21 protein-coding genes are annotated in these 18931 nt (G+C 63.0%); 6 read left to right on the plus strand and 15 right to left on the minus strand.

Annotation, left to right across the window (positions count from 1 at the left end):
• Window positions 1–3 precede the first annotated feature (3 nt).
• Both yidD and ABTV87_RS11510 read right to left on the minus strand, forming a co-directional pair.
• Window positions 4–210, minus strand: a complete 207-nt coding sequence (yidD, locus tag ABTV87_RS11505) for a membrane protein insertion efficiency factor YidD (protein WP_201817465.1) — start codon at window positions 208–210, stop codon at window positions 4–6.
• Complete coding sequence (locus ABTV87_RS11510; protein ID WP_085607494.1) at window positions 207–449, minus strand: DUF4177 domain-containing protein; 243 nt, start codon at window positions 447–449, stop codon at window positions 207–209. Before ABTV87_RS11510 ends, yidD begins: the two co-directional genes overlap by 4 nt.
• Window positions 450–618: 169 nt before the next feature.
• Here ABTV87_RS11510 and ABTV87_RS11515 point away from each other — a divergent pair, with 169 nt between their 5' ends.
• A complete protein-coding gene (locus ABTV87_RS11515; protein ID WP_433899529.1) occupies window positions 619–1059 on the plus strand; it encodes a hypothetical protein in 441 nt (146 codons plus the stop codon).
• Here the strand turns inward: ABTV87_RS11515 and ABTV87_RS11520 are convergent.
• Genes ABTV87_RS11520 through ABTV87_RS11530 form a run of 3 tightly spaced genes read right to left on the minus strand, consistent with a single transcriptional unit; the run spans window position 1044 to window position 4702 of the window.
• A complete protein-coding gene (locus ABTV87_RS11520; RefSeq protein ID WP_433899530.1) occupies window positions 1044–2069 on the minus strand; it encodes a DUF2955 domain-containing protein in 1026 nt (341 codons plus the stop codon). The two genes, ABTV87_RS11515 and ABTV87_RS11520, sit on opposite strands and share 16 nt — an antisense overlap.
• Window positions 2059–3156: an HlyD family secretion protein gene (locus tag ABTV87_RS11525; protein WP_007957059.1), complete on the minus strand. Its 1098-nt coding sequence runs from the start codon at window positions 3154–3156 to the stop codon at window positions 2059–2061. The genes ABTV87_RS11520 and ABTV87_RS11525 overlap by 11 nt, the downstream gene beginning before the upstream one ends.
• Window positions 3149–4702, minus strand: a complete 1554-nt coding sequence (locus ABTV87_RS11530) for an efflux transporter outer membrane subunit (protein ID WP_433899531.1) — start codon at window positions 4700–4702, stop codon at window positions 3149–3151. Before ABTV87_RS11530 ends, ABTV87_RS11525 begins: the two co-directional genes overlap by 8 nt.
• 129 nt (window positions 4703–4831) lie before the next feature.
• On the opposite strand from ABTV87_RS11530, the gene ABTV87_RS11535 reads away from it, so the two are divergent.
• Window positions 4832–5347, plus strand: coding sequence for a transporter suffix domain-containing protein (locus tag ABTV87_RS11535; RefSeq protein WP_127797652.1), 516 nt, complete (start codon window positions 4832–4834; stop codon window positions 5345–5347).
• Between the two features lie 41 nt (window positions 5348–5388).
• On the opposite strand, the gene ABTV87_RS11540 is transcribed toward ABTV87_RS11535, so the two are convergent.
• Window positions 5389–6165, minus strand: a complete 777-nt coding sequence (locus ABTV87_RS11540) for an NAD(P)H-dependent oxidoreductase (RefSeq protein WP_433899532.1) — start codon at window positions 6163–6165, stop codon at window positions 5389–5391.
• Between the two features lie 84 nt (window positions 6166–6249).
• Here ABTV87_RS11540 and ABTV87_RS11545 point away from each other — a divergent pair, with 84 nt between their 5' ends.
• Both ABTV87_RS11545 and ABTV87_RS11550 read left to right on the plus strand, forming a co-directional pair.
• Window positions 6250–7143, plus strand: a complete 894-nt coding sequence (locus tag ABTV87_RS11545; RefSeq protein WP_433899534.1) for a LysR family transcriptional regulator — start codon at window positions 6250–6252, stop codon at window positions 7141–7143.
• A gap of 245 nt (window positions 7144–7388) precedes the next feature.
• Window positions 7389–8174 carry a DeoR/GlpR family DNA-binding transcription regulator gene (locus tag ABTV87_RS11550; RefSeq protein ID WP_221533051.1) on the plus strand — a complete coding sequence of 262 codons (786 nt, stop codon included), beginning with the start codon at window positions 7389–7391 and terminating at the stop codon, window positions 8172–8174.
• Window positions 8175–8281: 107 nt separating this feature from the next.
• On the opposite strand, the gene ABTV87_RS11555 is transcribed toward ABTV87_RS11550, so the two are convergent.
• The 8 genes from ABTV87_RS11555 to ABTV87_RS11590 form a co-directional block, all read right to left on the minus strand.
• The gene (locus tag ABTV87_RS11555) at window positions 8282–9565 is read right to left on the minus strand and encodes an NAD(P)/FAD-dependent oxidoreductase (protein ID WP_433899535.1); all 1284 of its coding nucleotides are present in this window, start codon (window positions 9563–9565) and stop codon (window positions 8282–8284) included.
• 144 nt (window positions 9566–9709) lie between these two features.
• A complete protein-coding gene (locus ABTV87_RS11560) occupies window positions 9710–11074 on the minus strand; it encodes a glutamine synthetase family protein (protein ID WP_236197496.1) in 1365 nt (454 codons plus the stop codon).
• Window positions 11075–11498: 424 nt separating this feature from the next.
• The gene (gene chrA / locus ABTV87_RS11565) at window positions 11499–12842 is read right to left on the minus strand and encodes a chromate efflux transporter (protein ID WP_433899536.1); all 1344 of its coding nucleotides are present in this window, start codon (window positions 12840–12842) and stop codon (window positions 11499–11501) included.
• 71 nt (window positions 12843–12913) lie between these two features.
• A complete protein-coding gene (gene moaE / locus ABTV87_RS11570) occupies window positions 12914–13375 on the minus strand; it encodes a molybdopterin synthase catalytic subunit MoaE (protein WP_433899537.1) in 462 nt (153 codons plus the stop codon).
• Between the two features lie 3 nt (window positions 13376–13378).
• A complete protein-coding gene (moaD, locus tag ABTV87_RS11575; RefSeq protein WP_433899538.1) occupies window positions 13379–13630 on the minus strand; it encodes a molybdopterin converting factor subunit 1 in 252 nt (83 codons plus the stop codon).
• The gene (gene moaC, locus ABTV87_RS11580; RefSeq protein ID WP_039770876.1) at window positions 13627–14112 is read right to left on the minus strand and encodes a cyclic pyranopterin monophosphate synthase MoaC; all 486 of its coding nucleotides are present in this window, start codon (window positions 14110–14112) and stop codon (window positions 13627–13629) included. Before moaC ends, moaD begins: the two co-directional genes overlap by 4 nt.
• Window positions 14109–14951 (minus strand): formate dehydrogenase accessory sulfurtransferase FdhD, encoded by an 843-nt coding sequence (gene fdhD, locus ABTV87_RS11585; RefSeq protein ID WP_433899539.1) that lies wholly within the window; start codon window positions 14949–14951, stop codon window positions 14109–14111. Before fdhD ends, moaC begins: the two co-directional genes overlap by 4 nt.
• 160 nt (window positions 14952–15111) lie before the next feature.
• Complete coding sequence (locus tag ABTV87_RS11590; RefSeq protein WP_007957027.1) at window positions 15112–16011, minus strand: LysR family transcriptional regulator; 900 nt, start codon at window positions 16009–16011, stop codon at window positions 15112–15114.
• A gap of 298 nt (window positions 16012–16309) precedes the next feature.
• On the opposite strand from ABTV87_RS11590, the gene moaB reads away from it, so the two are divergent.
• Window positions 16310–16849 carry a molybdenum cofactor biosynthesis protein B gene (gene moaB / locus ABTV87_RS11595; protein ID WP_039770868.1) on the plus strand — a complete coding sequence of 180 codons (540 nt, stop codon included), beginning with the start codon at window positions 16310–16312 and terminating at the stop codon, window positions 16847–16849.
• On the plus strand, window positions 16846–18051 hold the full coding sequence (locus ABTV87_RS11600; RefSeq protein WP_433899851.1) for a molybdopterin molybdotransferase MoeA: 1206 nt from the start codon (window positions 16846–16848) through the stop codon (window positions 18049–18051). The genes moaB and ABTV87_RS11600 overlap by 4 nt, the downstream gene beginning before the upstream one ends.
• Window positions 18052–18057: 6 nt before the next feature.
• Here ABTV87_RS11600 and ABTV87_RS11605 read toward each other — a convergent pair whose 3' ends face one another.
• Window positions 18058–18855 (minus strand): MipA/OmpV family protein, encoded by a 798-nt coding sequence (locus ABTV87_RS11605; RefSeq protein ID WP_433899540.1) that lies wholly within the window; start codon window positions 18853–18855, stop codon window positions 18058–18060.
• Between the last annotated feature and the right edge of the window lie 76 nt (window positions 18856–18931).

Raw genomic sequence — 18931 nt, forward strand, 5'->3', positions numbered from 1 at the left:
CTTTTACGGATAATCAGTGCCACCGTTTGGATAGCGACATCTGCAAATTCGTCGAGCGGTTAGATCGACCCCTTTGAAAAAGCCATATTTCTGAAAGGCCAAAATCGAATAGTTCGAACAGCTAGGTTCGAATCTACATGCCGATCTTAGCCTTTCAGGCGCCATTTTTTGATAGCAACGGATTGCCAATATGGCGATGGGAACCATCATGCAGGCTTGCGTAGGGAAATGACGTAATACTCGGTCAGTACGTTTTTCTTACCGAGCAGCGCATCGAAGCATCCCGGTTTGACAGAAACCCCAATGGTGTCGATTCGGTAGAACTCCCAACCGTCTTCTGCGTGGGAGTTCACTACGTTCTGAAGATAGACTGCGGCTTCATTCCCACGGTGCTCTTTGGCACGAACTTCAATGTTTGGCGGGACTTGAACCATTTTATATACGTACATCCTTGCTCATCCTTTCCAGCGCTGCATTCCGAATGAATGACAGAACCGAACGTTTATACTTAATTTGATATCTCTTGGCCATCATTCGCTGGGCGTTGCTGGATCGGTCGTGAACTACACTCCCAGATTACCCCGCCCCACAGGCAACCCCGCCGCGTCGGAGGTCATCATGTTCCGCCATTCACTGTTCATCGCAGCGTGCCTGTGCGCCATACAGGCCAGCGCCGAATCGGTCGTCCCGCTCAAGGGCCAGACTTCCCAGCAAACCCAGATCGACATCAACGATTGCCATTCCATCGCATCCACGTCAACCACGTCGACACCCCAGGCCGGTGGTCGGTTGAAGGGCGCTGCCGTGGGTGCGGCGGCCGGCGCCACAGCCGCTGAAGTGCGCGGCCGTCAGCACGACGAGTTTTACGAAGCCGTGGACGATGATCGCAAGCAGGATTACCGCCAGAACCGAGCCAAAGAGACGGCTGCCGCCGGTGCGGTGGTTGGCGGTGCGCGGCAGCGGCAGGATCGGCGCGAGCAGCGACGGTCCGATGCTTCAGCCAGTTCAAGCGCCTACATAGGTTGCCTGCAAGGGCGGGGTTATCAGGTCACGCCCTGACGGCTTTCCCGGTGCGCGACGAGCAGGTGCATCATCACGCCGCTGTAAAGCGTCACCAGAATGAACAACCCCATGCGTACCGCAAACGCGGTGTAGACGTCTTTGCCCGCTGCACTGTCCTCCACCGACTGGCCGAGCAGGATGATCATGGTGATCAGAGTGTTGAGCCAGAACCCCGGCGTCAGTTGTGTCGGGTGCAGGCGATAGAGTTTGCGCGCCACCAACAGCCCGAACAGCAGCATCCACAGAAAGAACATCCACAGGTGCACGAACAGACTCAACGCACACCAGAACAGCACCGCCAGCAGTCCGCCCAATAAGGTCGAGCCGAGCAGTTCGCGTCCGGCGTGATGGGTGCGGGTGGTGGTGCTTTGCTGGCCGAGGCTGACGGCTTTGAGGATGATCGGCAGGTAGCTGGCCGGGTCGATCAGCACCAGCAGGAAGGTCGGCAACACGATCAATGTTGCGCGCATCGCTACGCGGGGCACGTCTTCGGCGGGCAGGGCGGGAGCGGGTGGTGGCGCGGGGCTGTTGGCCGGTTCCGGGAACAGGACGTGGCTCAGGCCGACGATGACGACGGCCAGCAACAGGCCTTTGACCAGCGCGCCGATCACCGCCATCGCCAGCTCGAATGAGGCGAAACCGGCGGCGGAAATCATGGTCATGCCGATCACCAGAAACGTCATGATCAGCACGTTGCCGCCGCGCAGTCCGTAGGTGAACACCAGAAACAGTCCGACACCGATCAGCAGCACGCCGCACACCGGGTAATAACGCAGCAACGGCACCAGCAGCAGGCCGATGCTGGTGGTGAATGCGGCGACCAACGTCAGTACCAGCGCCATTTTGACTGGCAACGGTCGAGGCATGCTGGCCAGCAGCAACACTGCGAGCACCGGCGACAAAAACGACAGCGGCAAGGCGAGGCCGTAACTGGCGGCGGTGCACAACGCCGTGCCGCAGGCCAGGCGCAAGGCCCGTTGCGCCGGGACACTGCGCTCAATAGGCATACGACAGCCAACTCATCAGCCAGACAAACACCCGGCCCAACGGATTGAGCAGATTGCCCTCACTGGGAAACGCCATGACTTCCGCCTGCCCACCGGCGCGAATCGAACGACTCTCGAACAGGCGCTTTTTCGCCTCTTCGCTGAACTCGATGATCACCGGAAAACGCTGCGCCGGGCGCAGCCAGTCGCGGCTGTTCTGGATCGTCGGCAGGGTGCCGGGCGGCGGCGTCTGACCGACGCTGACGCCATACCCGACGCTGCGCACCCGGCCGTCGAGCACTTCGCCGGGCAGGGCGTCGAGGATGATCGACACCGGCGTGCCGGGCTTGATCCGGCCGAGGTTGTTTTCGGTGAGGTCGGCGCTGACCCACACATCCTGGATCGTGATCAACGTCATCACCGGACTGCCGACAGCGGCGAACTGGCCGACATCGGTGCGCAGGTCGGTGATCAGGCCCGCCGAACGCGCGCCGATGCGGGTATTGGCCAGATCAAGTTCAGCCTTGGCCAAAGTGGCGGCGGCGCTGAGCAGCTTGGCGTTGGTGTCGGTGTTGCCGCCTTCCTGCTCCTGCGCGCGCAGCACTTCGGCCTTGGCGGCGGCGACTTTGCTGACTGCCGCTTCGTGGTTGGCTCGGGACACTTCCAGAAGCCGTACGGACACCGTGCCCGGATCTTCTTTATACAAACCTTCCAGCCGTCGATTGTCCTGGCGCGCCTTGAGTTCATTGGCTTGCGCGGCCCGCAACGACGCCTGGGCCGACGCGATGCCCGCGGTGCTGGCGCCGACCGTGCGCCGGGTGTTTTCCAGATCGGCGCGGGCCCGGTCGACGGCGATCTGCAGCGGCTGCGGATCGAGCTCGAAGAGGATGTCGCCGGCCTGCACATCCTGATTGTTGCGCACGTTGACCTTGATCACCCGGCCCGCGACCTCTGCCGCCACCGGGATCACGAATGCGCCGACCCGCGCCTGCTGGGTATACGGCGTAAAGCGGTCGGCCAGCAGATACCAGACCAGGCTCAGCACAATCACCAGCAGCACCCAGCGGATGCCTTTTTTCGCCGGATCCGGCGGCGCTTCATCACTCATGGCGGTCTACCTGCGAGGGAATCGGATAAGTCGGTTGGGGCGGCGGGGCGCTCAGCAGATCGCCCCAATCGGTGCGCTGCTGCATCTGTTGCCGGGTCGCTGAATCAATCTGCGGCCCGGCGCTTTGCCAGCCGCCGCCCACGGCGCGGTAAAGCGCGATCAGGTTGCTCACGGCGTTGCTGCGGCTGACCAGATAGTTGTCCTGTAGCTCCAGCAACGCACGCTGGGCGTCGAGCACCCGCTGAAAATCCGAATAGCCTTCGCGATATTGAGTGTTGGCCAGCACCAGCGAACGCCGCGCTGCACCTTCGGCCTCGCCGAGAATGCGTTCGCGTTCCAGCGCTTTGGTCAGGCCGCTGGCGGCATCGTCGGCCTCGCGGGCAGCCTGGCGGACCTTGTCGCGATAGGCTTCGATCAGTTGCTGCAAGCGCGCATCCTGCACGCGAATGTTGTTGTGAATGCGGCCGTAGTCGAACAGGTTCCAGCGCAGGCTCGGGCCGCCGATCAGGTCGAGGCTGCGCGGGGTGGCGCCGAGGGTGTCGCTGGACCAGACGATGCTGCCGAGCAAGGTCAGCGAGGGGTACAGATCGGTTTCGGCCACGCCGACCAGCGCCGATTGCGCGGCCACGTTCAGCTCCGCCGCGCGCACATCGGGACGGCGCAGCAGCAGGTTGGCCGGGACGTCCTGCAACACGGCGCGATCCACCAGTGGAATCAGCCCCGGTTGTTCGGCCAGAAACGCCGCACCACCGGGTGGCTGGCCGACCAGCACCGCCAGCGCATTGCGGGTGCGCAGCAATTGGTCTTCGAACGCCGGAATGCTGCTCAGGGTGCCGAGGTACTGGGTTCTGGCCTGTTGCAGGTCGAGTTCGGCGGTCTGGCCGCTGCGAAAGAGTTTTTCGGTGATCTCGAAATTGCGTTTTTGCTGGGCGGCGTTTTCCCGTGCGACTCGCAGCCGGGCTTCGGTGGTGCGCAGGGCAAAGTAGGTGTCGGCCACTTGAGCGCGCAGCAGCACGAGGGCGTCTTCGTAGTTGGCCTGGGCGGCGAAGTAGCTGGCGTCGGCGGATTCGATGGCGCGGCTGAAACGGCCCCAGAAATCCAGCTCCCAGCCGACATCGAACGCAGCGCTGTGCTGCCAGAAGTACAAGTCCTGCGGATTGCTGCCGCCGGACTGATGGCGGTCGATGTACAGGCTGTCGGCGCTGGCCTGTTGCAGTTGCGGGTAGCGACCGCTGTCGGCGATGCCCAGTTGCGCGCGGGCTTCGAGCACCCGCAGGCCGGCGATCTTCAGGCTGCTGTTGCGGGCTTCGGCGTCGCTGATCAAGCGGTCGAGCACCGGATCGGAAAATACCTGCCACCACTGGCGCAGGTCCGGCAGCGTGCCGCGTTCGCTGGCCTGCTCCAGTGCCGGACTTTGCCATTGCTTGCTCCAGTCCTCCGCCGGCGGCTGGAAATCCGGGCCCAGCCGCAGGCAGCCGCCAAGGCTCAGCACACCGAGCAGCAGCAGGTGGCCGGGACGGATCAGCAGGGCTGGCGTTGCAGGCATACCGGGAGGCCCCAGCGGGAAATGTCACTGGAGCATAGACCGCAGATTGCGGGTTGATCGAAGCAATCAGCTGCTACGCTTTTTCAGGCGAACTCCCCTGAACCGCCCCCGACGAAAAGGTAGGAAGCCATGGACACTGCTCAAGAACCGCTTGCCCCCACCAGCGCCAGCTGGCGTTTCAAGGTCGGCGTGGCAATCATCTGCCTGATGCTCGGTTCGTGGCTGATGGTGCCGATTGCCGCCGCCCTCGATGTGCCGGGCTCGAAAGTCGCGGCGCTCACCGGGGTGTTGTTCATCAGCAATAAAGTGCTGTTGCTGCTGGTGATCGCGGTGATGGGCAAGGCCGGGTTCGCCGAACTCAAGCGCACGATCGGCCACTATATTTCCGGCGTGATTCCGACCCCGGTGGCCGAAGTCAGCCCGATGCGCCACAAGATCGGCGTGGTGATGTTCTGCCTGCCGCTACTGTCGTCCTTCCTGGAACCGTATTTCGACAACTTCTTCCCTGGCGTGCGGCCCAACCTCTGGCAGATGCAGGCGCTGGGCGACTTGATGTTCATCGGCAGCTTCTTCGTGCTGGGCGGCAATTTCTGGGACAAGGTGCATGCGCTGTTCGTGCGCAAGGCGCGGGTGGTGGTGGAATAAAAGAACAGGGGGCCAGGCCCCCTGTTTTTTGAGGTGGGCGGCTATTTCAGGTGGGCGGCGAAGCCTTCGCTGCCCGGCGCAATATCGTCCTTCAAGGTCAACGCCGGAATCTCGTAATCCCCGGCATTCTGCCGCCGAAATCCCATCGGCCGCGTACTCCGCAACTCATCCAGCCGCGCGCCCAGTTCTTCGCACGTCTGGGCAAACCGCGCTTCATCCATCTTCCCGGTGCGATACACCACGAACGGCGGCAGCACCTCGAAGCCGGGGTAATACAGAATCCCGTGATGAATCGGGAACAGCAGGTCATCGATCGGGCCGTTGATTCCGCGCGGGCTGTAGTGCGATTCCCAACCGCCGGCGGTCACCATCAGCATCGCTCGCTTGCCTTTCAAGGTGCCTTCGCCATAACGGTCGCCCCAACGAGAATCCGAATGCTCGCCGACACCGTAGGCAAATCCGTAGGCGTACACGCGCTCGACCCAGCCTTTGAGAATCGCCGGCATGGAAAACCACCACAGCGGAAACTGCAGGATCAGGGTGTCGGCCCACAGCAGTTTGGCCTGCTCGGCGGTGATGTCGGCGGCTTGCCGGCCTTGCTCGAAGGCGAGTTTCGAATCGAGGGACGCGTCGAACGGGCGAGTGCTGTCGCGGCCGGGACTGTCGTCGGCGTCGAGGCTGGCTTTCCAGTTCATCGCGTAGAGATCGGAAACCTGCACGGTGTGGCCGGCGGCTTCCAGGCGCTGGACGGTGTAGTCCTTGAGCGCGCCGTTGAGCGATTGCGGTTCGGGGTGGGCGTAGACCAGTAGCACATTCATGGTGAGGCTCCGTTGCTGAGTGACAGCAGGATCGGCGCCCGGCAGGTATATTGGAAATGAATGTCTGATATGTCTGGTATAGCCATGAATAATTTGAGACGGCTGGATATCAACCTGCTGCTGACCCTCGATGTGCTGCTGTCCGAGCACAACGTCACCCGCGCCGCGCAACGGCTGCATCTGTCGCAGCCATCGGTGAGCGTGCATCTGGCCCGCTTACGGGAGATTTTTGGCGATCCGCTCTTGCTGCCGGGCCCTCGTGGCATGCGCCCGACGGCGCGGGCCGATGAATTGCGCGAACCGTTGCGCGAGGCGCTGGAAGCGTTGGAGCGGGCGGTGGCGCCGGCCAGTCCGTTCGACCCGGCGCAGGCGACCCATACCTGGAAAGTTGCGGCCTCGGACTATGGTGAATCGACCATTCTGCTGCCGGCCCTCGGCGGGCTGCGCAGTCAGGCGCCGGGCACACGGCTGGCGGTGCTTGATTTGTCGCCTCGGCAATTGGTCAAGCAGGCGGAGCAGAGTGTGATCGATCTGGCGCTGCACACCAGCGAGGACGCGCCGCTGGAACTGCACCGGCGTGCGCTGTTCACCGAACGTTATGTGCTGGCCGGTCGCGCCGGGCACCCGAAACTGCAACGCAAGCCGACCCGCGCGCAATTCTGCGAGCTGGAGCATGTGCTGGTGTCGCCGGAGGGCGGAGGTTTTTTCGGGGTGACGGACAAGGCGCTGGCGGAGGTGGGGCTTACGCGAAACGTAGTGCTGTCGGTGCCGCACTTTCTGTTGCTGATGTCGGTGCTGGCCAGCACCGATCTGGTGGCGATGCTGCCGTCAAGGCTGGCGCGCGGCAATCCCGCGCTGCAAGTGGTCGAGCCGCCGCTTGAAGTGCCGGGCTACGAAATGGCCATGCTCTGGGCCGAGCGTTCGCACCGTGACCCGGCGCACAAATGGTTTCGTGAGCATCTGGCGGCGTCAGTCTGATCAGGCATGCCCGAGCGCGATGGCAAACGACACGACGACCATGCAGGCGAAAGCGAAATTGAGGTTCATGGGGTGTTCATCCTGGTCCTTTTGAAAGTGGGGCCATTCTGCCGGGGGCGGGTCAAAAGAAAAAATTCGGCTTCGTGATTCCAATGATCGAAGCCATTGATACCGGCGTTGTGTTTGCAGGTTTGCTTGGCTAAGCTCGCGCAAACCTGCAATTAAAAGCACAAACAGGCAAAACCATGCACGATCATTCCGCTTCCGAGCTTCCCTCTCTGCGCCGGCAGAAGATCCTTCTGATCCTTGAACGTGACGGCAAGGTCATGGCGTCCGAGTTGAGCCAGCATTTTGCGGTGTCGGAAGACACCATCCGCCGCGATCTGGCCGAACTGGACAACGCCGGGCTGGTGCAGCGGGTGCACGGCGGCGCGTTGCCGAGGCCCAAAGACACCGGCAAGGATTACTTCACCCGGCTGGACGAGATCGACGAGGTGAAGATTCGTCTGGCGCAATTGGCAGCGCAGCAGGTGCGGAACGGGCAGACGGTGATGTTCGACTCCGGTTCCACCTCGTTGCAGGTGGCGCGGTCGTTGCCCAGGGATATCAACCTTACGGCAGTCACGGCATCGCCGATGACGGCGATCGCGTTGTCCGAATATCCGGGCATCAAGGTGATTCTGGCGGGCGGGCAGCTGAATCCGAAAACCATGTCGGCTGGTGGTCACGAGGCGCTGCGGCTGCTGTCGGGGATCAAGGCGGATCTGGCGATCACCGGGGTCTGTGCGATTCATCCGGAGGTGGGTATCACCTCGCTGCATTTCGATGAAGTGCCGGTCAAGCAGGCGCTGCTCGACTGTGCGGCGCGGGTGATTGCCGTGACCACGGCGGACAAGCTCGGCGCGGTGGAACCGTTTGTGGTGGCGCCGTGCGAGCGTTTGCACACGCTGATCACCGAACGGCATGTGGCGTCGGGGAGTGTCGAGGATTATCGGCGGTTGGGGATTGAGGTGGAGCAGTTGCCTGACTGAGGTTTTGCGGTGAGGCCGGTGGCCCGCCAGCAGGCTGGCTCCCACAGTGAATGTGCGTCGTCACAAAACCTGTGGGAGCCAGCCTGCTGGCGATAGGGCCAGACCTATCAGCGCAGTTTTTCCAGCATCTGGTAGTACCACATGCCCGCCGCCAGCATCGGATTCCCCAGCAGATCGCCCATCGGCACGCGAATGTGCGAGCACGCGGCAAACGTGTCGAACTGCTGCATCTGCCCGGTGATCGCCCGGCTCATGATTTCGCCCATGATGTGGGTCGTCGCGATGCCGTGGCCGGAGTAGCCCTGGCAATACCAGACGTTGTCCGAGAGCTTGCCCAGTTGCGGGATGCGGTTGATGACGATGCCCATCGCGCAGCTCCACTGGTAATCGATCTTCACCCCTTTGAGCGCCGGGAAGGTCTGTTCGATGCACTGCCGCAGTTCGCCAGCGATGTCCCGTGAATCCTTGCCGCTGTAGTTGGCGCCGCCGCCGAACAGCAGGCGGCCGTCGGCAGTGAGGCGGTAGTAATCGAGGACGAAGCGGCAGTCGTAAACGGCGAGGTCTTCGGGGTTGATCTGCTTGGCCAGATCCCCCAGCGGTTCGGTGGTGACGATGCCGCCCATGGCCGGGAAAATCTTGCCCTTGAGCTGAGCCGGCTCGAGCTTGTGGTAGACGTCGCCGGCCAGCAGCACCTGATTGGCGTCGATCTGTCCGTGAGCCGTGCGCACGCCCGGGCTGTCGCCGTGAATGATCTCCAGCACTTCGCTATTTTCGAAGATCAGCGCGCCGAGACTTTCCGCCGCCCGCGCTTCGCCGATGCACAGGTTGAGTGGGTGCAGGTGCATGTTGCGGGTGTTCTTGATTGCGCCGTGATACAGCTCGCTTTGCAGCAGATCGCGCACCTGGCTGCGGTCGAGCAGGCTGACTTCATCACCCATGCCGCGACGCACGGCTTCGTCGTAATCGCTGCGCAAACCGACCATGTGGCTTGGCTTATAGGCAGCATGCAAATGGCCGTGCTTGAGGTCGCAATCGATCGCGTATTTCTCGACCCGCTGCTTGATGATTTCGTGCCCGCGCCAGCGCAGGTGCCAGATGAAATCGTCGACCTCATCGCCCAATGTATTGCGCATCTGTTTGCGCATCGCACCGTCGCCGGACAGGCTGCCGGTGACCTGCCCGCCATTGCGCCCGGTGGCGCCCCAGCCGATCTTGTGGCTCTCGACGATGGCGACTTTCAGGCCTTTTTCGGCCAGCTCGACGGCTGTGGCGACGCCGGTGAAACCTCCGCCGATGATCACCACATCGACCTTGTGCCGACCTTCTAGGGTCGGGTAGTCGGTGTCGCGGTTGAGGGTTGCGGTGTAGTAGGAATTGCTGCGTTCAGTCATTTCAGTGTCCAGATTCGGGAGTCGGTGCACGAACCCTGTGGGAGCGGGCTTGCTCGCGAAAGCGATGTGTCAGTCACCTGAAGTGTTGAATGTGACGACGCCTTCGCGGGCAAGCCCGCTCCCACAAGGGGGCGGAGTGATTTATCAGGCTTCTGTGAGGTACCAGCGCCAGTCCTGCTCGCCCACTTCGGCCATGAACTGCCGGTATTCCGCGCGTTTCACCGCCAGATACACCCCAAGAAATTCCTGTCCCAGCGCATCCCGCGCCCACACCGAGTTTTCCAGCGCGGTCAGCGAGGTCAGCCAGTCGGTCGGCAGCAATTCTTTCGCCTGCGCGTAACCGTTGCCTTCCACCGGCTCGCCCGGATCGATGTCGTCTTTTATCCCGCGATGAATGCCGGCGAGGATCGCCGCCGCTGCCAGATACGGGTTGGCATCGGCGCCGCAGATGCGGTGTTCAATGTGCCGGGTGTTGGCCGGGCCGCCGGGCACGCGCAGGCTGACGGTGCGGTTGTCGACGCCCCAGGTCGGCGCCAGCGGCGCGTAGCTGTTGGCCTGGAAACGCCGGTAGGAGTTGGCGTTCGGGCAGAACAGCAGCAGCGAATCGAGCAGGGAAGCGAGCATCCCGCCAATCGCCGTGCGCAGCAGCGGGGTGCCCGCTGGATCTTCGGAGGCAAAAAGATTGCGTCCCTCGGCATCGGCGAGGCTGACGTGCATGTGCATGCCGGTGCCGGCCAGGTGATCGAACGGCTTGGCCATGAACGTCGCCTGCATGCCGTGCTTGTGCGCCACCGCTTTGACCAGCCGTTTGTAGCGCACGGCCTGGTCCATCGCCTCCAGCGCATCGCCGTGTTCGAGGGTGATTTCCACCTGGCCCGGTGCGTATTCCGAGATCGCCGTGCGTGCCGGAATGCCGTGCAGTTTGCAGGCGCTATAAAGATCGGCGAGGAACGGTTCGATCTGCTCCAGCTCACGCAAACCGTAGACCTGCGTGTGTCTCGGTCGACCGCCGTCGGCATCCAGCGCCGGTTGCGGGCGACCGTTGTGATCGCGTTTGGCGTCGAGCAGGTAGAACTCCAGCTCGCAGGCCATCACCGGGTGGTAACCCTCGGCTTTCAAGCGGTCGATCACCTTGATCAACAGGTGGCGAGGGTCGGCAATGCTCGCCGGCATGCCTTGTTCCGGATGCATGCTGACCTGCACCGCCGCGGTCGGAATCTGCCGCCACGGCAGGCGCACCAGACTGCCTTCCAGCGGGTAGGCGCGGCAGTCGATGTCGCCAACGTCCCAGACCAGACCGGAGTTTTCCACGTCCTCGCCATGCACGGTCAGGCCGAGGATGGTGCTTGGCAGCGGGCGTCCGCTTTCGTACACGGCGAGCAGTTCTTCGCGGTGCAACAGCTTGCCGCGCGGCACGCCGTTGGCGTCGAGGATGAACAGCTCGATCATGTCGATGTCGGGGTTCTGCTCGAGAAAGTGGCGGGCGTCTTCAATGGCTGCGAATTTCATAATCAATCACTCACGATGGCGCCGCACAGGCGCGCAGATTCGGGCCGGACGCAGCGCGGCAAAAGGCGCGGGCGTCCTGGCAGGGATATCGGAAAAAGAGGGGGAGCTGTCGCGATTTTTAGCGGCGCGATCAGACGGGCAGGCAGATATCCGGCGGGCGTGCGGAGTGACGCAGCTTGGAACGGCTCAGGGCCATGGGGAGATTGACGATGCGATTCATGCGCGGCCCCTGTGAAGGAGGGCGCACGGTGCAGAGACGTTCAACGATTCTGATTGTTGTAGTGACGTGCTCATGACGCGTGTTTCCGTTGGCGGAAAACGTCGGCGGCGGGAGAGTCCCGCCATGCCGGTGTGGCTGGATAGTAAGGGGGAATCCCCGGATAAGTAAACGCCTGATTCCGCGAGCGGTGGCGTGCCCCCCGGTTCAACGCAGCAGGTAAAACCCCAGCCCGACGAGGGCGCAAACGATCAACACCTCGATCACCCCGCGCTTGAAAAAGAACAGGGCGAGGGCGGCCATGAGGGCCAGCACGATCGAGAAAACATCGGGCTGACCGGCAAAACCGTCGGGCCAGAACACGTGGTAAGCAAAGAAACACGCCAGATTGAGGATCACCCCGACCACCGCTGCGGTGATCGCGGTCAGTGGCGCAGTGAATTTCAGTTCGTTGTGCGTCGACTCCACCAACGGTCCACCGGCGAGGATGAACAGGAACGAAGGCAGGAAGGTGAACCAGGTCACCAGCGTCGCGGCCAGCGCGCCGGCGGCGAACGCGTGTTCCGGGCCGAACGTCGGTTGCACGTAAGCGCCGACAAACCCGACAAACGCCACCACCATGATCAACGGCCCCGGCGTGGTCTCGCCCAGGGCCAGGCCGTCGATCATCTGCGTCGGCGTCAGCCAGCCGTAATGCCCGACCGCGCCTTGATACACGTAAGGCAGCACAGCGTAAGCGCCGCCGAAGGTGAGCAGCGCCGCTTTGGTGAAGAACCAGCCCATCTGCGTAAAAGTGCCGCCCCAGCCGAACAGCGCCGTCAGCAGCGCCATCGGCAGACACCACAGCAACGCACCGATCAGCAGCAGACGCAGCAGCCTCGGCAGGCTGAACCGCGCATGTTCGGGTGGCGGGGTGTCGTCATCGATCAGGGCCGGGCCGAAGGACTTTTCGCTGCCGCGATGACCGCTGTTGCTGAACCGCTGCGGCGCCCAGCGTCCGCCGAAATAGCCGATCAATGCCGCGCCGAGTACGATCAGCGGGAACGGCACGTTGAAGGCGAAAATTGCCACGAACGCGGCCCCGGCAATTGCCCATAGCCAGCTGTTCTTCAACGCTCGCGAGCCGATGCGATGGGCCGCGTGCAACACAATCGCGGTCACCGCCGGTTTGATTCCGTAAAACACCCCGGCCACCGCTGGCACGTCGCCGAACGCGATGTACACCCAGGACAAAGCGATCAGGATCAGCAGCGAAGGCAACACAAACAGTGCACCGGCCAGCACGCCGCCACGGGTGCGGTGCAGCAGCCAGCCGATGTAGGTCGCCAGCTGCTGGGCCTCGGGGCCGGGCAGCAACATGCAGTAGTTGAGCGCATGCAGGAAGCGCCGCTCGGAAATCCAGCGCCGGCGCTCCACCAGTTCCTGATGCATGATCGCGATCTGCCCGGCGGGGCCGCCGAAGCCGATGCAGCCGAGTTTGAGCCAGAACGGCCAGGCCTGGCGCAAGGTGATGGGTTGAGGACGGGGCAAGTCTTTTGGCGTCTGGCTCAAGTGTGGCTCCACGTTCGAATCGGCGGGAGCTGCTATCTAATCAGGCTTTTGTCGCATTCGACAGTACCCGGTCAGGCATGCGCCAGGCTCCAGCGAACCGCCGCATCCTGATCACTCTCCCGCGCCTCGACCCAATGCGAACCCTCAGGCGTGGTCTCCCGCTTCCAGAACGGCGCCCGCGTCTTCAGCACATCCATGATGAACGCGCAGGCCTCGAACGCCGCATGCCGATGCTTGCTGCTCACGCCAACAAACACGATCGGCTCGGTCACCGACAGCGCGCCGACCCGATGCACAATCTCCACCGCCATCAGCGGCCAACGTTCGCGGGCCTGCTCGGCAATCTGCTCCAGAGCCTTCTCGGTCATGCCCGGATAGTGCTCCAGAAACAGCTCGGTCACCGACTGCCCGACGTTCAGATCCCGCACATAACCAATGAAATTCACTACTGCGCCCACCCGTGGGTTGCGCGCATGCAAATCCGCAATCAACTGCCCGGCATCGAAGCCTTTACGCTGGACTCGAACGCCCATGCCTCAACCCCCCGTGACCGGTGGAAAAAACGCGATCTCGTCGAAATCCTCGATCACCTGATCCGGCTGGCACAGTTCCTGATTCACCGCGCACATCAGGTTGCCGGCGCCAAGCACTTCACGCCACACATCGCCACGTTGCATCAGCATCTGCCGCACGTCCTCGACACTGTTGAGCGAGTCGGTCACAGGGATCTTTTCACCCCCCAGATTGAGCCGGTCACGGTAGCTGGCGAAGTAGTTGATCAGAATCATTGCGGGTTCTCCCATTGAAAGTGGCCGGAGCGGCCGCCCTGTTTGCTCAGCAGGCGGATGTCGCCGATGACCATCGCCCGGTCCACCGCTTTGCACATGTCATAGATGGTCAGCGCGGCGACGCTGGCGGCGGTCAGGGCTTCGAGTTCGACGCCGGTCTGGCCGGTGAGGCGGCAGGTGCTGGTGATCTGCACGCGGTCCGGTTCGCAGGCCTTGAGCTCGACGTGGATCGAGCTGAGCAGCAGCGCATGACACAGTGGAATCAACTCGTGGGTGCGTTTTGCCGCTTGAATCCCGGCGATCCGCGCCACGGCGAATACATCGCCCTTGGGGTGTCCGTTGGACTGGATCATTTGCAGGGTTTCCGGACGCATCTGCACCCAGGCCTGGGCGGTGGCTTCGCGGCGGGTTGCGGCTTTGTCGCTGACGTCGACCATGTTGGCGCGGCCCTGATCGTCGAGGTGGGTGAGGGTGTTGCTCATGCGGTGGGCTCCTGGATCGGGCTGTAGATTCGCGGGGCGTTGCGGTGCGGGACGTGGATCAGGTTCAAGCGGTGCTTGAGCGCCCAGCGCACGGTCAATGCGGTGGGGGCGGACAGGCTGACGAGGGTGCCGAGGCGGGCGCGCACGGCTTTGTGGATGAGTTCGAGGCTGCAACGGCTGGTGACCACGACGATGCCCTGACGCGCATCGAGGCCTTCGAATTGCAAAGCGCCGATCAGTTTGTCGAGGGCGTTGTGGCGGCCGATGTCTTCGCGGCACAGCAGCGCTTCGCCGTCGGCGTCGAAGTACAACGCCGCGTGCAGGGCGCCGCTGCTGCGGGCCAGTTGCTGTGCCTGTTCGATGCGCTGACGGATGCCGTGGAAATGTGCGGCAGGTGGCAAGGGTGTCGGGGTCAGGATCTCGAGTTGCGGCAGCGCCTGCTCAAGGGCTTCCACGCCGCAGAGGCCGCAGCCGCTGGTGCCCGCCATCTGCCGTCGGTGATCTTTCAGGGCCCAGAACGCACGGCTGGAAATCTGCACGTCGGCCTGGCAGGCCTGGTCGAAATGGGTCAGGCGGATGTCGTGGATATCGTCGAGGCGGTCGACGATCGCGTTGCTGAGGCTGAAGCCGCGAATGAAGTCCTCGATGTTGCCTGGCGAGACCATCATCACGGCCTGATTCAGGCCATTGTAGCTGATGGCCAAAGCGATTTCGGCCGCCAGCGCCGCGTGGGACACCGGCGCATCGTCGAGGTATTCGCGGTAGGCCACTTGCGCCGGTTGTGGCGCGGGGGCGTTGGCGTCGCCCGGTTCGATGAGTTGTTCAACTTGGCACAGCATCTTGAAAAGTCCCCGAAGCGCTGAAGTGGGTTCAGGCTACGGGGCAGGGAAAAGTGCGTCCAATCGCTTGTTCCGATGCAGTGATTGGATTGGTCGATGACCGCAGGCGAACCTGAAGACGCTGCACCGAAGTGCAACGTTTCAGGCTACTTGGGGAGGGCTAAACGGCAGGCGCCTCGATCCCGAACATCTTGCGCGCCTCGGCAAAACACTTCTCGGCAATCGCCGAGCGCGGTTCGGTCTTGCGCATCACCAGGCCCAGCGGCGCGAGCACACTGGCATCCGGCAGGTTGATGAAAGCCAGGTGCTCGATCGGCTCTTCCAGCCCGCTGTCCAGCGGCATGATCGAGCAGCAGAAACCCTGGTGAATCGCCTGCAGCAGTTGATAGGTCGAGTCGCTTTCCATGATCGGCTGCGGATTCAGCCCGCGACTGCGGAAACTCAGGTCGATGGATTTGCGGTAGTGCATGCCGGTGGTGATCATCCCCAGCGGCAGTTCGGCGGCGTCTTCCCAGCTCATTTCCGGGCCTTCGAAATGGAAGTGGCGGGTGTCGTAGAGCAGGCCGACGCGGGTTTCGCCAATCTCGAAAAACTCGAAATAGTTCGGGTTGACGTGGTCCAGATAACACACGCCCAGGTCCAGCTGATTGTTGCCCAGGCCTTCGATGATCTCGTCCGAACTCAGCGACGACAGGCTGTATTTCAGCTCTGGATAAGTCCCGGACAAACCCTGAATGTAATTCACCGGATTGAAGTTGCTCAGCGGCACCAGCCCCAGGCGCAGGCTACCGACCAGTTGCCCGCGGCAGGCTGCAGCTTCGGCAAACAGCCCGTCGTGGGCCGCCAGCAACGTGCGGGCCCAGGCCAGGACGCGCTCGCCGGCCTGGGTGAAACCTTCGAAGCGCTGGCCGCGATTGACCAGCACCAGATCCAGCTCGTCTTCCAGATTGCGCAGGCGCATCGACAGGGTCGGCTGGGTGATGTGGCAGCGCGCGGCGGCCTGGCCGAAGTGGCGGGTTTCGTCCAGCGCGATCAGGAACTTGAGTTGTTTGATGTCCACGACGGCACCTGCTCGATAAGGAATTTTGATTGAGTATTGACGCAGATGCGTACGGCGCACGGAAAGCGCAGGGATCGACGATCCCACTGAGGGCTTTTTTCGTCCAATCGGCAGTGTCTAAGAGCCTATCGAGGGTTTCGATGACGCCCGTTTTCATTGGGCCGGACAGTGGTCGAGGGCCTGAAAAAATTCACCGATAGAGCAGGTCGATAGTGTGGTTGGCCAGAGTGATTAGACAGTCCTCACAAACGGCACTTAGGCTCGTCATCCATTGAATTGACGACGGCCGGAGAGTGCCATGAGTGTTAAATCGGATGCCTTGTTCGTTCCCCTGAATATTGCCGTGCTGACGGTCAGCGATACCCGCGATTACGCCAGTGACACCTCCGGCCAATTGCTGGTCAGCCGTTTGCTGGAGGCCGGCCACACCTTGAGTGAACGCAACCTGCTCAAGGACGACCTGTACAAGATCCGCGCCCAGGTCGCGCAGTGGATTGCCGACGACGGCATTCAAGTGGTGCTGATCACCGGCGGCACCGGGTTCACCGGGCGTGACAGCACCCCGGAAGCCGTGGCTTGCCTGCTGGACAAGCAGATCGACGGTTTCGGTGAGCTGTTCCGCGCCATCTCGATTCTCGATATCGGCACCTCGACCGTACAAAGCCGCGCGCTGGCCGGGCTGTCCAACGGCACGCTGGTGTGCTGCCTGCCGGGTTCCACCGGCGCTTGCCGCACCGCGTGGGAAGGCATCCTCGCCGAACAACTGGATAACCGTCATCGCCCGTGCAACTTCGTTCCGCACCTCAAACCGGTGCAAGCCTGCGGGCCGCGCGGATGAGCAAGCCGGGGTTGATGCCGGTCGAGGACGCCCTCGACCAACTGTTGGCGATGGCCGATGAACAACGTCTGCCGGACAGCGAGTCGGTGCCGCTCATTGAAGCGCGCGGGCGAGTGCTGGCCAGCGATCTGGTCGCCACCCTCGACCTGCCACCGTGGCCGAACAGCGCCATGGATGGCTACGCCTTGAATCTCGCCGACCTGCATCGCCAGCCGTTGAGCGTGTCACAGCGGGTCTACGCCGGGATGGCGCCGGACGCCTTGCTCTCCGGCACCTGCGCACGGATTTTCACCGGCGCGCCGTTGCCCATGGGCGCCAATTGCGTGGAGATGCAGGAAAACGTCGAAGTGCTGGAGGACGGTCGCGTACGTTTCCTGCTACCGCTGAAGGTCGGCCAGAACATCCGTCCCCAGGGCCAGGAGAACCGCGTCGGTGACACCTTGCTGCGCGCCGGCAAACGCCTCGGCCCGTTCGAACTGGCCGTCGCCGCCGGGCAGGGCATGACCCATTTGCCGGTGGTGCGCCGTCCGCGCGTGGCGTTGCTGTCGACCGGTGATGAGCTGGTGGAACCGGGTCAGCCGCTGCGTCCCGGCAGCATCTACAACAGCAACCGCACCTTGCTCGACCACTGGTTGCGCGAACTGGGTTGCGAAGTGATCGACGCCGGGATTCTTCCCGATCGCCCGGCGCAGACCCGGCTCAAACTCGAGCAACTGCAAGTGGCGGCCGATCTGATTCTGACTACCGGCGGCGTGTCTGCCGGTGACGCCGATTGTCTCGGCCAGGTGCTGCGTGACAACGGCAAACCGCTGCTGTGGAAACTCGCGATCAAACCCGGCAAACCGCTGACAGTCGGCCATTTCGGCACGGTGCCGGTGATCGGCCTGCCGGGCAATCCGACCTCGGCGCTGGTGACCTTCGGCCTGCTGGCGCGCCCGTACCTGCTGCGCATTCAAGGCGTGGAAGAGGTGATGCCGCTGAGCTTCACGGTCAACGCCGGCTTCGACTGGCCGAAACCCGGCAGCCGTCGCGAATACCTGCGCGTGCGTCTGGAGGGCGGGCAGGCGGCGCTGTATCTGAACCAGAGTTCCGGGGTTCTGCTCGGCGCGACCTGGGCCGACGGGCTGGTGGAAATCCCCGAGAACAGCACCTTGCAGAGGGGCGATCCGCTGCGGTTCATCCCGTTCAGCGAGCTGTTCTGAGCGCGATCAAAAGGTGTAGACCACTTGCCCGGCGAATGAGGCCTGCAACCGGCGCTCGACTATCGGGCTGTCGGCCGCTTCGTGGCTCAGGTACTGCACCGCCAGAACGGTCGACACGCTCCATTGCTCATCCAGCGGCAACGACCAGGTCAGATCCGCGCCGCGACTGACCAGGCCACCTCGGGCGTTGTAGGCCCGGAACTGGCTGCGCGAGGCCTGGGCATCGCTGACGCCGTACCAGGTGCGCATGTAGTTGCTGTCGCCGAACTGGCTGTTGAGGCCGCCGGTAACCTTGCCGTAACGGCCTTCGTAGAACGGCGCGCTGATGCTCAGCTTGAGGCGGTTCCACGACGAGCCGGTGTCGTGGTCATCTTCGTCCTTTTCCAGCGCATGCTCGAAGTTTGCGCCGAGGATGATCGGGCCCATGTGATACGTCCCGTCGAGCCCGATCACCGGGCGCGACTTGATCGAGCCCATGCCGTTGAGCTTGTCCGAACCTTTGAATCCGGTCTTGCGATCCTTGCGCACGTCGCTGGCGCCGATGTAGACGCTGAGGCCGAAGTCCTCTTCGTCGAAGCCCCAGCCGAGGCCTCGGCTGCTGTCGAGAAACACGCCGTAAGGGCTGACAATTTCCACACCCACCAATGGCGCCACCACCCGCTCATCACTGCCGCTGTAACGCGGCGCACTGGCCGCACCAGCGCGCAGGGTGGCGTGCCAGTCTTCGGCGCGCAGCGAGTCGCCCGGCAGCAGCAGGCAGAGGGAGGTCAGGGACAGCGAAAATGTGCGTAACGAAACCGGCATGGGGCACCCGAGGGGGAGGTTGGATGCGCCCATGCTAGTGAGGTGGCGGCCGGCAATCTTTGGCAGCTTTGTCGGG

The sequence above is a fragment of the Pseudomonas sp. PSE1(2024) genome (genome assembly GCF_050990555.1).
GTDB classification, from domain to species: domain Bacteria; phylum Pseudomonadota; class Gammaproteobacteria; order Pseudomonadales; family Pseudomonadaceae; genus Aquipseudomonas; species Aquipseudomonas aphyarum.

Coding starts and splice junctions, on each gene's coding strand:
- ABTV87_RS11510 (WP_085607494.1), bottom strand. CDS start 449: ATGTACGTATATAAAATGGTTCAAGTCCCGCCAAACATTGAAGTTCGT.
- moaB (WP_039770868.1), top strand. CDS start 16,310: ATGAGTGTTAAATCGGATGCCTTGTTCGTTCCCCTGAATATTGCCGTG.
- moaC (WP_039770876.1), bottom strand. CDS start 14,112: ATGAGCAACACCCTCACCCACCTCGACGATCAGGGCCGCGCCAACATG.
- ABTV87_RS11605 (WP_433899540.1), bottom strand. CDS start 18,855: ATGCCGGTTTCGTTACGCACATTTTCGCTGTCCCTGACCTCCCTCTGC.
- yidD (WP_201817465.1), bottom strand. CDS start 210: ATGATGGTTCCCATCGCCATATTGGCAATCCGTTGCTATCAAAAAATG.
- ABTV87_RS11540 (WP_433899532.1), bottom strand. CDS start 6,165: ATGAATGTGCTACTGGTCTACGCCCACCCCGAACCGCAATCGCTCAAC.
- ABTV87_RS11560 (WP_236197496.1), bottom strand. CDS start 11,074: ATGAAATTCGCAGCCATTGAAGACGCCCGCCACTTTCTCGAGCAGAAC.
- ABTV87_RS11550 (WP_221533051.1), top strand. CDS start 7,389: ATGCACGATCATTCCGCTTCCGAGCTTCCCTCTCTGCGCCGGCAGAAG.
- ABTV87_RS11535 (WP_127797652.1), top strand. CDS start 4,832: ATGGACACTGCTCAAGAACCGCTTGCCCCCACCAGCGCCAGCTGGCGT.
- ABTV87_RS11600 (WP_433899851.1), top strand. CDS start 16,846: ATGAGCAAGCCGGGGTTGATGCCGGTCGAGGACGCCCTCGACCAACTG.
- ABTV87_RS11515 (WP_433899529.1), top strand. CDS start 619: ATGTTCCGCCATTCACTGTTCATCGCAGCGTGCCTGTGCGCCATACAG.
- ABTV87_RS11530 (WP_433899531.1), bottom strand. CDS start 4,702: ATGCCTGCAACGCCAGCCCTGCTGATCCGTCCCGGCCACCTGCTGCTG.
- ABTV87_RS11555 (WP_433899535.1), bottom strand. CDS start 9,565: ATGACTGAACGCAGCAATTCCTACTACACCGCAACCCTCAACCGCGAC.
- moaE (WP_433899537.1), bottom strand. CDS start 13,375: ATGGGCGTTCGAGTCCAGCGTAAAGGCTTCGATGCCGGGCAGTTGATT.
- fdhD (WP_433899539.1), bottom strand. CDS start 14,951: ATGCTGTGCCAAGTTGAACAACTCATCGAACCGGGCGACGCCAACGCC.
- ABTV87_RS11545 (WP_433899534.1), top strand. CDS start 6,250: ATGAATAATTTGAGACGGCTGGATATCAACCTGCTGCTGACCCTCGAT.
- moaD (WP_433899538.1), bottom strand. CDS start 13,630: ATGATTCTGATCAACTACTTCGCCAGCTACCGTGACCGGCTCAATCTG.
- ABTV87_RS11520 (WP_433899530.1), bottom strand. CDS start 2,069: ATGCCTATTGAGCGCAGTGTCCCGGCGCAACGGGCCTTGCGCCTGGCC.
- ABTV87_RS11525 (WP_007957059.1), bottom strand. CDS start 3,156: ATGAGTGATGAAGCGCCGCCGGATCCGGCGAAAAAAGGCATCCGCTGG.